This window comes from Streptomyces sp. NPDC002536 (assembly GCF_053594995.1).
Window position 1 is genome coordinate 1 of record NZ_JBSFWU010000156.1, and the last position, 11,909, is coordinate 11,909.

The window sequence follows — 11,909 nt, forward strand, 5'->3', positions numbered from 1 at the left end:
CCTGACGGGGCGCGGAACCGCACACGGGCGCCCCGTCAGGGGCGCGGGGAACTGCGCGACCAGCCCAGGACGGCCTGCACTTACCCCAGATACGGCTCGAAGTCCCAGTACGGGCGCACCCGTTGGCGCGCCGACAAAGTGTGCGGGTGCTGCGCACCCAAGGTGCGCGTCAAGCGCTGGAGGGCGTCCTCCTCCACCTTCCCCGCCTCCTCGTGCTGCCGGAGCCCCCGCAAATCCATTGCGAGGGCGACCTCGCACGACAGCGTGAACGGATGGTCCTGCCCGAGCGCATGCCGCGCCCGGCGCAACGTGTCGCGGCTGAGTTGTTCGGCGCTGTCCAGGCGGCCGTTGAAGTTGCGGCCGGCGGCCGCGTTCAGGGCGCAGCCCAGGACCGCGGGGTGCTCCGGGCCCAGCGTGGCCGCCAGGCCCGCGTACGCCTGCTCGAAGAGGGTGAGGGCGTCGGCCCGTTCGCCCGCGGCCTGCAGGATGAGGCCCATGTTGGACTGCATCCCGGTGCTGATGGGATGCGCGGGCCCCAGCAGTTCGCGGAAGGCCTGGTCGCCCTCCAGGATGAGCTCGCGCGCATGGCTCAGGTCGCCGTGCTCGCGCAGGTAGTTGCCGTAGTCCACGACGAAGGCCGTCGTGGCGTAGTGGCGGCGCCCGTGGACCTGTTCCAGCTGCTCCAGCAGGCCGGCCATCGCGCCGCCGACGTCCTGGAGCGTCCCGGCGCGCCGTTCGCAGAGCACCAGGTTGTGGCGGGCGCGCAGGGTCTGCGGGTGCTGCGGGCCGAGGACCTGGATGTGCATGCGGACCACCAGTTCCTGGCGGGCCAGGGCGTCCGCGTAGCGGCCCATCAGGCGCAGGTCGCGGGCGCAGGAGAGGCCGGAGACGAGGGTGGCGGCGTGCCGGGTGCGCAGCAGGGCCTCGCGTTTGCGCAGGGTCTCCAGGTCGATGTCGTACGCCTCGGCGTAGCGGCCGAGCAGCCGCAGGCCGAGGCCCAGGTTGTGCTGGGCGAGGAGGGTGAGGTAGTCGTCGGGGCCGAGCAGCCGCAGGGCGGTGTCGAGGACTTCGCGCTGCGTCTGCAGGGCCTCGGCGTACTGGCCGAGGAGCCGCTGGTCGGCGGCGAGGTTGCTGGTGGCGGTCATCAGGGCGGTGGGCTCGGCGCCGGTGGTGCAGCGCAGCCGTTCGAGGACGGCGCGGTCGAGTGCGCCGGCGGTCCTGAAGTCCCCGTGGGCGCGCAGGATGTTGGTCTGCTGGGTGGTGAGGTCGAGCATGCGCGGGTGCTCGGACGGGAAGATCTCGGACCACTGGGTACGGATCTTCTCGGCGAGTTCGGCGCCGAGGCGGAACTCGCCGCTGCGGTAGCAGTAGCGCAGCAGGTTGAGGACGGTCTCCTGGACGCCCGCGTCGTGGCTGGCGAGGGCGCCGGAGGGCTCCAGGTGGGGCAGCAGTTCGGCGTAGCGCGGCCACAGGCGGCTGTCCTGGGGGTTGCCGGGGTCGGCGGCGGCGAGCATCCGGCGGACGACGCGACGGTGTTCGCGCTGGTCGTCGGGGGCGGTGAGGCGGGAGACGATGTCGTGGACGAGCCGGTGCATGTGCACCGACTCCTGTTCGGGGCCGGGGTCGCCGGCCAGGGCGGTGCGGGTGTCGCGGGCGCTGATGACGGAGTAGCTGACGAGGGTGTCGAGGGCGCGGGTCCAGCTGGGCAGGTCGCCGGCGAGCCAGGCGAGGCTCTCGGGCAGCTGGGACGGCGGGAGGTGCCGCACGAGGCCGATGGGGATCCGGCCGGGGGCGAACGACGTGCACAGCGACAGGAGTTCGACGGCGTGGGGCTGGGCCTCGCGGAGCCGGTTGATCAGTATCGACCAGGAGGTGAGGGAGGAGCGCGGGACGCTGTCGAAGCCCGACTGGTCGGCGAATCCGGCGAGTTCACCGTCGCGCACCATGCGCAGGTAGTCGGCGACGTCCATGTCGGACTCGCCCAGCCAGGCGGCCGCCTGGACGAGCGCGAGGGGGATGTCCTCCAGCTCGACGGAGACGGCGTCGGCCTCCTCCGCGGTGATCCGCGGGGCGCGGCGCATCAGGTAGCCGGTGGACTCGTGGCGCTGGAAGCCGGGGATCTCCACGGGGGTGGCACCGGCCTCGGCCCAGCGGCGGTTGCGGGAGGTGATCAGCACATGGCCGGCGCCGTCGGGCAGCAGGTCCTCGGCGCCCTCCGGGTCGTCCCAGCCGTCGAAGATCAGCAGCCAGCGGGGGTAGGGGTCGCCGCGGCGCAGCGCCTCGTGGACGGCGCGGATGCGCTCGCCGGGCTCGGATCCGGCGATCAGGCCGAGTTCGGGGGCGAGTTCGCCGAGGCGCTCGCGCTGGGTGCCGCGGGTGTCGGAGTTGACCCACCAGACGACGTCGTAGTCGGAGCTGAAGCGGTGGGCGTACTCGGCGGCGAGCTGGGTCTTGCCGATGCCGGGCATGCCGACCAGGGCGCACACGGCGGTGCCCTGGTCGGCGTCCATCAGCTGTTCCTGGAGGGCGTTGAGCAGGTCGTCGCGGCCGGTGAAGCGGGCGTTGCGGCGAGGGATCTCGCCCCAGACGGCCGGCGGGTCGTTGGGGTAGCGGGTGCCGGGGCCGGGGGGCAGGGTGCGGCGGGCGGGGCCGGCGGGGAGGCCGAGGCGGCCGAGCAGCCGGCGCTCGGCCTCCTGGGCGCCCACGCCCCACAGTTCGACCGGCTTGAGGACGACGGTGGCGGGCAGCAGGGGGCGGTTGGTGAGGTTGACGGCGGCGAAGCGGTCGGCGTTGAGGGCGACGATGCCGCGCAGGGCCTCGGCCCACTCGCCCTCGCGGCGCGGGCCGAGGGCGAAGAACCAGTCGTCCAGCACCAGCAGGATCCGGCCGGAGGGCAGCAGCAGGTCGCCGAGGTAGTCCTCCAGCGGGACCTCGCGGCGCGGGTCCCAGCGGTGCAGGACGACGGAGTGGCCGTGGCTCTCCAGACGGTGGGCGATCCAGGTGCCCCAGGGCCGGTGGAAGCCGGCGAAGACGACGACGAAGCTCTCGCCGGCCTGCACCGAACCGCTGCCGGAACCCTGCCGCTGCGTGCCCATCGCCCGTCTCCCTCGTTCCGTCGCGGTGCTCCGGCCGGCGGCCGGCTTTGCCCCAAGATTACCGTACGTCACTGGAAGGTGACGTTCCGCAGATCGTCGGGGACGGACCCACGGACCGCCCCAGGCACACCAGGTGCTGCTGCATGCAGGCCGCGAACTCCCGGCCTGCGGGCGTCAGTTCCCTGGATTCAAGCAGGAGGGGCAGGGCCTGCGCGACCTGCCTGCGGCAGGCGTCACCGCGCGCCACGGCGACGCTCCGGACCGTGGGCGCGAGGCCCTCGCGGCGGGCCGCCCGGGTCCAGAAATCGGCCAGCGCGAGGTGCGCGTACGTGCCCTGGAGCACGCCCTCGAAGGGCCGCGGGTCGGGGCGCCAGGGGACCCGGTGGACGGCGTGCGGGCCGGCCCGGTGCAGCGGTACGAGGTCGTGGAGCACGGCCAGTTTGCTGTGCTGGGTCTCGTGGACGAGGACCTCGGCCAGGTCCTCCGCGGTGTCCGGCAGGGTGCAGAGCACCGAGCCGGGGGCCGCCCGGAGCGTGGCGCTGACCTGGACCGCGTCCTCACGGCCGGTGCGGGCGAGCGGCACCAGGCAGCGCAGCAGGGCCGTGGTCTCCGCGGCGCGCAGCGGGTCGGCGAAGCGCAGCAGGGCCAGGGCCGCGCGCCAGCGGGGCAGCCAGGGCTGGACGGCGGTGGCCGAGCGGGGGGCGGCGGGCAGGGCGGCGTGGCCGACGCCGCCGGGCGGGGCGCGGTGCGGGTCCAGGTCGTCCAGGTACCCGGTGCTGCCGGGGAGCGGGCGCAGGCCGCGCCAGCCGGTGCCGCTGCCGTGCACGCGGCCGGCCGCGCGGTGCAGGACGGGGCCGGGGGCCAGGTGGGCCGCGGGGCCGCGGGCGGTGAGGCGGACCGTGGGGGTGTCGCAGCCCAGCAGGCCGATGCCGGGCAGGGCCAGCAGGCCGTCGGGGGCGGGCAGTTCGAGGGTGAAGTCGGTGCCCGCGCGCAGGGCGGCGGAGGCGGCGACGGCTCCGAACCGGTCCAGGAGGCCGCCCAGTTGTTCGCCGTCGGCGGCGACGAGGGTGCGGGCCAGCCAGTGGCCCACGGCCGGGTAGTCGAGGGTGCGGCGCACCGAGTGGGGGTGCAGTGATTCGGCCTGCTCCAGCAACCGCCAGTGCTCCTCGAAGCGTCGGCGGGCCGGGGCGGGCACGGCGCCGGGGTGCCGCTCCAGGCGGGTGAGCAGGGACTTGAGCAGCACGAGGCGGCGGCTGTGCACCCCGCCGAGCAGCAGGACGACGTCGCCGTGGGCGGACCGGGTGCGGGCCAGGCGCGCCAGGGCCGGGCCGGCAGGCCGGAGGCCGGGCATCATCCGCGCGCCCGGCCGCCCTCGGTACCGCACGAGTACCAGGTCTCCCCCAGGTCCGCCGGGTGCTGCAGGGCACGGTCCACGGCGGCCGCCAGCACCGGGTCCCGGTCGGTGCTCGCCGCACGCAGCGAGCGCAGGCTCATCGCGGTGAGGTCGGGCAGCGGCAGCGTTCCGCTCTCGTGCTTCGGCACCCTCTTCTCCTCCCTGCCGCCCGCCGCGGAACGGCCCCGCGGCTGCACGGTTCTTCCCAGACCCCGTCATCCGGAAACGCGTTCGAGCCGCCGGATGCTGTTCCGGTTGGCCTCGACCTCGTCCCACGGCACCTCGGCCAGCCGGTCGGTGAGTTCGTGCCAGGCGCGCTGCGCGTCGCGGTAGGCGGTGAGGGCGGAGCGGTGCAGCCCCATGCCCTCCAGGACCGTGCCGTACCGGTGGGCGGCCCGGGCCGCGACCAGGTACGCCTCCTCGGTGCGGGCCTCCCCCGCGGCGGACGCGAACGCCGCGGCCGCGTCGGCCTGCGGCACCGCTCCGCGCGCGGCCAACGCCAGCCGCGCCTCGCCGAGTTCGAGCCACGCCTCGGCCCGGGTGAGCCCGTCCGGCGCGCGCCGTGCGGCCTGTTCCAGCAGGTGACAGCTCTCGTACAGGTCGGGCAGGAACCCCTGCCGCCCGAACCGGAGCACCAGCGCCCGCCCGAGCAGCAGTTGCGTCCGCGACAGCAGCGGCGACCGCCCCGGGCTCATGGCGAACGCCTCCCGCAGCACGGCCTCGGCCCGGGCGACCGTCTCCCCCTGCATCTCCCCCTGCCCGGGATCGGCAGGCTCCTCGGCAGTGACCGGCAGCGGCGTCACCGGCGTGCCGTGCGGAGGAGTCGACAGGTCCGGGCCGCGGGGCGGCGAAGGCGGAGGCGCCTCGGCCGAGGCCCGGCGCAGCAGGGACTCCCCCCATTCCGTGAGGAGTTCGCAGCGCTGCACGCTGTGCCGGTCCGTCAGGGCGACCGCCGCCGCATAGGCCTCGTCCGACTCCGCCGGCGCCCCGGCGGCGTCGTGCGCGCGGGCCTGTTCCGTCAGGCAGGTCAGCCGCTGGAGGTCGTCCGTGGCCAGGTCCGCGGCGCGGGCCAGGACGGCGAGGGTCTCCGGCGCGGGGGCCTGTGCCAGGCGCAGTGCACGGGCCAGGTCCAGCAGGGCCGCGCAGCGCCGGCCGTCCGGGGCCTCCGTGGTGTCCAGGAGGTCGCAGGCGATGCGGAGTTCGGCGGCGGCCTCGTCCGCGTGCGCCGCGCCCAGGTCCAGCAGGACGCGGCCCAGGCGCAGGTGGCGGACCGGGCGGCCGCCGGGCAGGGCGCGGAGTATGCGGGCGGCGGTCAGCAGGTGGTCGTCGCCGCCGTGCTGCTTCCAGCAGGCGTGGTGCGCCGCGGCCAGCTCCAGGGCCGCCTCCGTGTGCCGGGGGCTGCCCGTGGGGGTGTGGCCGTGGACCTCGTCCAGCAGGTCGACGGCCTCCTCCAGCACGCTGCGGCACGCCTGCGCGTCGCCCCGCACCGACTCGGTGCCCGCCAGGGCCAGCAGCACCTCGCCGAGCACGATCCTGGCCCGGATGCCGTCGACGTCCCCCTCGCCGCCGAGCGGGGCACCGGCCGCAGGGGCCGCCAGGGTGCGGGCGCGGTGCAGCAGGGTCGGGTCGGCCTGGACCCGCCACAGGCGCAGCAGCCGTTCCGCCTCGCCCACGGGGCCGCTGCCCACCGGCACGGGCCGGTACCAGCGCACCACGCGGGCGGGGACCTCCGCGAACAGCTCGGGCTCCGCGGCCCCCGGCAGCTGCCGCCCGGGGTCCGGCACCGTGAGCTGCGCGCCTGAGAGCTGGGCGGCAGCGAGGGCGGCGAAGTTGCGCGCGCCCTTGCCGAAGTGCCGCTCCACGTACTCCGAGCAGTGCTTGAGCACCAGCGCCGCCGCACTGCGGTCCAGGGTGCGCAGCAGCATCTCCCGCACGCCGTCCGCGAATTCGTACCAGTACGAGGCCGCGTCCAGGCCGGGGAAGGCGTCGTCCCGCGGGTCGGGGAGGCGCTGCAGCAGCCCGCTGAGCAGGACTTCGGCCAGTTCCATGGGGCCGGTGTCGGGCAGCATCGCGCGCTGCACCACCTGCATCACCGGCAGTGTCAGCGGAACGGCGGCCAGGTGCACGGCCAGTCGCAGCGCCCCGGGCGAGGCGCCCGCCCGGAACGTCCGGAGCAGCTGGTCGGCATCGCGGCCGGCGCACCCGGGCGGCACCGGCCGGGCCGGGTGGTCCGGCAGCAGCCAGCCCGCGGCGCCGTGCACGGTCGTCCGGCCGGGGCCGGACAGCAGCCGCGCCCAGCTGCCCAGCGCCTCGCGCGTGGGCAGCAGCACGGGCACCGGCAGCGCGCCGGGGCCGGGCAGCGGGCCGTAGCCCTCGGACGCGAAGCCCAGCCGGCCGCCGGGCCCGGGGTCGCGCACCAGCGTCCCGCCTCCCGCGGGCAGCGCCGTCCGCGGCCACAGCCGTGGCGGCAGGGGCTGTACGACGGCCAGCGGCGAGGTCAGCGACCAGTGGTGCAGCAGCCGTTGCGCCCGTCCCTCCTGCCACAGCGGCCCCACGCAGTCGCTGACGACGAGCGTGAGCCGCTGCCCGGTGGGGTCGCGGAACTGGTCGGCGGGCCGCGGCCGCTGACGGCGCGCCGCGGCGGACGAGGCCGAGGTGCCGACGAGCGGCGTGCCGTCGTCGGCGCGGTGCAGATAGCGCACCTGGACGTCCCGGAAGACGCCCAACTGGGCGCAGGTCTGGCGCAGTTCCTCCAGCATCCGATCCCAGACCGCCATGGACGGCGAGGCGTCCATCAGCAGCTGCATGGACGCCGCCCGCCGCCCGCCCCGCCGGAAGACGGGGTGCAGGACGCCGGTGCAGGCGCCGCGCTCGGCGGTGGCGTCCTCGTCCAGCGGCCCCCGGGCGCGCGCCGCCGCCGGCCGGTAGCCCCGCAGCGGCCGGAGCGCACGCTGCAGGCCGAGCAGCCCGGGCAGCGAGGCGGCCATCGGGACCCGTATCGGAAAGGCGTCGACGCCGCCGCCGGTACGGCCGCCGCGGGCGGCGTACAGCTGGACGGGACCGGTGCGTTCGGCGAGCCGCGACGCGCCGGACGGGTCCGCCGGCGGTTCACCGCCGTCCGGCCCGGACGGGCGGGTCACCGGGTCGTCGACGGCCCTGTGCACACTGCCGTCGGCGAACGCCGGGCGCGGCGGCTCCGTCTCCGTGTCCGACCGGTGCCCCGGCTCCGCGGGGTCCGGGCCCGTCCACTGGGCCAGCCACACCGCATCCGCGAGCTCCTCCGCCGTGAGCTCCCAGGACGCGGCCCGCAGCCGGGCGACCAGCTGCCCCAGCGGCTGCTCGGGGGGCGGCGCCGTCATCTCATCACCTCGGACGGTCGAGTGGCTGCATCAGCATTTCGGCGAGCCGGTCCCGCGTGACCCGTTCGGTGCGCGGCGCGTGCTGGGTGAGGAAGAGGGCGTTCAGCAGCTGGTCGGCGGCGATGACCTCGCCCGGCTCGCGGTCCAGGAAGCGCTGGATGAGGGCGTCGCCGTCGGTCACGGCGTCGTCCCCCAGGTGCGCCCGCACCATCGCGGTCAGCTGCTCCTCGCCGGGCGGTTTGAGGTCGAGCTGGATGCAGCGCCGCAACAGGGCGGCGGGGAAGTCGCGTTCGCCGTTGGAGGTGAGCACGATCAGCGGGAAGGTGGTGCAGCGCACCCGCCCGCCCTGGATCGCGGCCCGCCCGCCGTCGTCGGTCAGCACCTCGACCTCGGGCTCGCGGTCGGCGATCCGCTCCAGCTCCGGAAGGTGGAACTCCCCTTCCTCCAGGGCGTTGAGCAGGTCGTTGGGCAGGTCCAGGTCGCTCTTGTCGAGCTCGTCGACGAGCAGGACGCGCGGCTGCCCGGCCGGCAGCAGGGCCGTGCCGAGCGGGCCCAGGCGGACGTACGAGCCGATGGAGCGCCGCTCCCCGCCCTCGCCCCCGGCCCGTTCCAGCTGGACGTCCTGGAGGCGGGCGATGGCGTCGTAGTGGTAGAGCCCGTCGCGCAGCGTGGAGCGGCTGACGATGGGCCAGCGCAACACCCGTCCCAGGCCCAGCTCGTAGGCCACGGCGTGCGCCAGCGTCGACTTGCCGGTGCCCGGGTTGCCCGTCACCAGCAGCGGGCGGCGCAGGTAGAGCGCGGCGTTGACGGCCTCGACCTCCTCGGGGCGCGGGTGGTGGTTCTCCACGAGCCGGCGCAGCACCCCGAGCCGGCGTGCGGCGCTGGGATCGGTGCCGGCCCCCGCGTCGGGCGCCGTCGCGGCGAAGTCCCGCCAGGGCGGGGGCGGCGGCAGCCGCCGGATCCCGTCGTGCGGCAGGCCCGCCCCTCGGTAGATGCGCCAATCGTTCACGCGTGGCTCCTCACGGCTGGTGGTGACCTCAGGGGTGTCCGATGGGCCGGCGCCGTTCCCCGGACGAAGGTACCGGCCGCCGGAGCCGCGCGCACCGCCATCACGACGCCCCGGGCCACGTGCCGGGGGCGTACAACGGCGTGTCGGGCAGCGGCGGATGGTCCGGCGAGTCGAAGAGCAGGGCGATCGACTGCGCCCACTGCGCCCCGGGGTCCGTCTCGTCGGGATCCCCGCAGGCGATGCGGAGTTCGCGTATCCGGTGGTGCAGCCCCTCGGCCGAGCCGGCCTCGCTCACCAGCCGGGACACCTGGGCGTGGAAGTCGGCGCAGTCGTGGTGGTCCGGGGCGCAGCGCCGCCAGATCGCCACCGCGTGCCCGGCGGCCAGCGCCGCCTCCATCGCGGTGGCCCCCGCGCCCGCGGCCACCTCGCCGCAGTAGACCGGCACCGCCGTGTCGGCCGCGAACGACAGCCTCCGGTACGTCGCGTGCCCGGTCTCCCGGCGCGGGCTGTCGTGGCCCGGCTCCGGCACCTCCTTGCGCAGCGAGACGGCCGTCATCGGGCCCGAGGCCGCGGCCTTCCAGCGCCGGCGCCACTCCGGGATCGCGGGGAAGTCGCGGCGGCGCCGGTCGCGCACGACGACCACCCGGCGCTGCCCCAGCGGCATGGTGTGCGGGTCGATGCCCGAGGCGGCGCGGCCCGGCGGGGTCAACTGCCAGGAGTCGAGCGGCTCGTCGAACAGCTCGCGCGGCAACACCACGTGCAGGGCGGCCAGATGCTCCCCCACGTCCCCCAGGCTCAGCGCCTGGGCGATCGGCTCGCGCAGCACCTCGCGCAGCTCGGACCGGGAGACGCCCTCCTCGTCGGATTTCAGCGGGGTCACCAGGTCGTCCTCCAGCAGGAGTTTGACGCGCCAGGGGTAGCGGCTGCCGTAGAGCACGGGGTCGACCTCGACGATCACATCGGCGCGGGCGCGCGCCGGGGAGGCGGCCGGCTCGACGGGCCGCGCCGGGCGCTTGCCCAGGTCGACGGCGTCGGGCCGCGGCGGGCGGAGCGGCACCGGCCCGTCCGGGCCGTCGGGCGCGCCGCCGTGCAGGATGTCGTCGATCTCCCACCGTATGACGTCGGTGAGCGGCTCGGCGTGGTTCTCCAGCCAGGCGCTGACGTCGCGCAGCAACTGCACGTCCACCGGCGGACCCGGCCGCCCCGGCCGGCCCAGCTCCGCCACCACCAGGGCCGCGTACAGCAGCACGGCCTCCAGCTCCAGGTCCCGCCCGGGACCGCGGCCCGCCTCGCCGCCGTCGCCGTCGTCGCCGCGCAGGTCGTAGAGCAGGCCCACGCCCTCGCGCCAGCTGCGCGGGTCGTGCTCGACCCCCGGCTGGTACGGGCCCTGGATCACCCGGCGCTTGGCCCGGTCCACCAGCGCCATGACCTCGGCGGGCGTGCCGGGCGGCGGCAACTCGGCGAGCCGGGCGAAGAGATGGGCACGCAGCACCGGGGTGAAGCTGTCGGCCGCGTGCAGGCGCCGGCCCTGCTGCAGGCCCGTCCAGCTGCGCATGCCGAGGGTGCGGTAGCGCCGTAAGTGGTGGCGGTCGTGGGCCCGCACGACGGAGTGCAGCAGGCTGCGGCCCGGGGCGTCGTCGGCGATGCGGCGCAGCGCCGTGATGGGCACGGCCAGGCCCGCGGTGTCCTTGCCGCGGCCCTTGCTCACCCCGATCACCGCCCCGCGGGCGGTGTCCACCACGGGCCCGCCCGAGCAGCCGGCCACGGGGATCTCGCCGCGCAGCAGCATCGCGTTGCCCTCGCTGCCGTCGCCGCCGGTCGCGGTGCCCACGCCGAAGCGCAGGGCCAGTTCGCCCGTCTCCAGCGACCAGCCGTGCAGGCTGACCGGGGCCGGGACGATCGTCGAACGGTCGCTCAGCCAGAGGCACTCGGCGTCGTCCGCCCCCGCCACCTCCACCAGGGCCAGGTCCGGCAGGGGCCAGCGGCGGGGCGGGGACGCGGGGTCGGCCGGCACGGGCAGCACGAGCGCGACGCGGCCCTGCACGGTGTGCTCGTCCGCGTCGGTGATGCCGATGGCCGTACTGCCGCCGAGCACGCCGCCACCCCCGTTTCCCACGACATGGGCACAGGTCAGCACCCACCCGGGCGCGATGAAGAAGCCACTGCCCCAGAACCCGGTGCCGCTTCGCTCATACCCGCCGCCCGGCGCGGAAATGCGTACGACCGACCGGCGCGCGGGTCCGTCCCAGGCGCTCAAGGAGCAACCGGGGTCGCGGCGGCGAGCTCCGCTCGTTCCGCCTGGTTCCAGGTGAGCCGCACCGTGATCGACGCCCGGCCCTCGCCGTCCGCGAGCAGGCTGATGACCTTGCCGGCCTTGGCCGACAGCTCGATCCCGAACTCGACCTCGACCTCCTGCGGGGCCGCTGCCGCGAGGCCCATGCGGAGCGAGCCGACGACGCCGCGGACGACGTCGGACAGGCCGTCGGTCATCTCGGCGACCCTGCTCACGGCGCTGGAGTCGGCGTAGCCGCCGTCCTCCGCCGCGTCCTCGTCGAGCTCGTGCGCATCCGTGATCCGTGCCCAGACGACGGTGCCGTCGTCCAGCCGGACCTGAGTGATCCCCTGAGCCACGCGTCCCACCCCCCGCTAGCCGCGATGATGCAGCAGGCTAGTCGGGACCTATCCTGGGGCTCTACCCGTAAAGCGTCATCACTGATGGAGTGTGCGTTGTACTTCACCGACCGCGGCATCGAGGAGCTGGAGAACCGGCGGGGCGAGGACGAGGTCACCCTCGGCTGGGTCGCCGAGCAGCTCCGCACGTTCGTGGACCTCAACCCGGACTTCGAGGTGCCGGTGGAACGTCTGGCGACGTGGCTGGCGCGGCTGGATGACGAGGACGACGACGAGTAGACGGTTTCGTCGTCGACTGCGGGCCGTCTTGGGCTGGTCGCGCAGTTCCCCGCGCCCCTACGGCCCGGATGTCCCACTCGCTGGTGATGCGCGGCGAGGGCCCGCGCTTCCTCGCCAAGGTCAGCAACGGGGTGCCGCGGCTG

General features: G+C 75.7%; 8 protein-coding genes. 1 reads left to right on the forward strand and 7 read right to left on the reverse strand.

The features are described 5' to 3' along the window. Positions 1–80: 80 nt before the first annotated feature. From fxsT to ACWD4B_RS33240, 7 genes are all read right to left on the reverse strand, one after another. Positions 81–3,095 (reverse strand): FxSxx-COOH system tetratricopeptide repeat protein, encoded by a 3,015-nt coding sequence (fxsT, locus tag ACWD4B_RS33210; RefSeq protein ID WP_451424257.1) that lies wholly within the window; start codon positions 3,093–3,095, stop codon positions 81–83. 58 nt (positions 3,096–3,153) lie between these two features. Further along, positions 3,154–4,449 carry an aKG-HExxH-type peptide beta-hydroxylase gene (locus ACWD4B_RS33215; RefSeq protein WP_451424258.1) on the reverse strand — a complete coding sequence of 432 codons (1,296 nt, stop codon included), beginning with the start codon at positions 4,447–4,449 and terminating at the stop codon, positions 3,154–3,156. Then, the gene (locus tag ACWD4B_RS33220) at positions 4,446–4,637 is read right to left on the reverse strand and encodes a hypothetical protein (protein WP_451424259.1); all 192 of its coding nucleotides are present in this window, start codon (positions 4,635–4,637) and stop codon (positions 4,446–4,448) included. Before ACWD4B_RS33220 ends, ACWD4B_RS33215 begins: the two co-directional genes overlap by 4 nt. 66 nt (positions 4,638–4,703) lie before the next feature. After that, positions 4,704–7,847, reverse strand: a complete 3,144-nt coding sequence (locus ACWD4B_RS33225) for an SAV_2336 N-terminal domain-related protein (RefSeq protein ID WP_451424260.1) — start codon at positions 7,845–7,847, stop codon at positions 4,704–4,706. A gap of 4 nt (positions 7,848–7,851) precedes the next feature. After that, complete coding sequence (locus ACWD4B_RS33230) at positions 7,852–8,856, reverse strand: MoxR family ATPase (protein ID WP_336413585.1); 1,005 nt, start codon at positions 8,854–8,856, stop codon at positions 7,852–7,854. Between the two features lie 100 nt (positions 8,857–8,956). After that, positions 8,957–11,113 (reverse strand): VMAP-C domain-containing protein, encoded by a 2,157-nt coding sequence (locus ACWD4B_RS33235; protein ID WP_451424261.1) that lies wholly within the window; start codon positions 11,111–11,113, stop codon positions 8,957–8,959. Continuing rightward, on the reverse strand, positions 11,110–11,487 hold the full coding sequence (locus ACWD4B_RS33240; RefSeq protein WP_336413587.1) for a CU044_2847 family protein: 378 nt from the start codon (positions 11,485–11,487) through the stop codon (positions 11,110–11,112). The genes ACWD4B_RS33235 and ACWD4B_RS33240 overlap by 4 nt, the downstream gene beginning before the upstream one ends. Positions 11,488–11,583: 96 nt before the next feature. Here ACWD4B_RS33240 and ACWD4B_RS33245 point away from each other — a divergent pair, with 96 nt between their 5' ends. Beyond that, positions 11,584–11,766 carry a DUF6104 family protein gene (locus ACWD4B_RS33245; RefSeq protein ID WP_358349821.1) on the forward strand — a complete coding sequence of 61 codons (183 nt, stop codon included), beginning with the start codon at positions 11,584–11,586 and terminating at the stop codon, positions 11,764–11,766. The last annotated feature ends 143 nt before the right edge of the window (positions 11,767–11,909 follow it).

Coding starts and splice junctions, on each gene's coding strand:
- fxsT (WP_451424257.1), bottom strand. CDS start 3,095: ATGGGCACGCAGCGGCAGGGTTCCGGCAGCGGTTCGGTGCAGGCCGGC.
- ACWD4B_RS33215 (WP_451424258.1), bottom strand. CDS start 4,449: ATGATGCCCGGCCTCCGGCCTGCCGGCCCGGCCCTGGCGCGCCTGGCC.
- ACWD4B_RS33225 (WP_451424260.1), bottom strand. CDS start 7,847: ATGACGGCGCCGCCCCCCGAGCAGCCGCTGGGGCAGCTGGTCGCCCGG.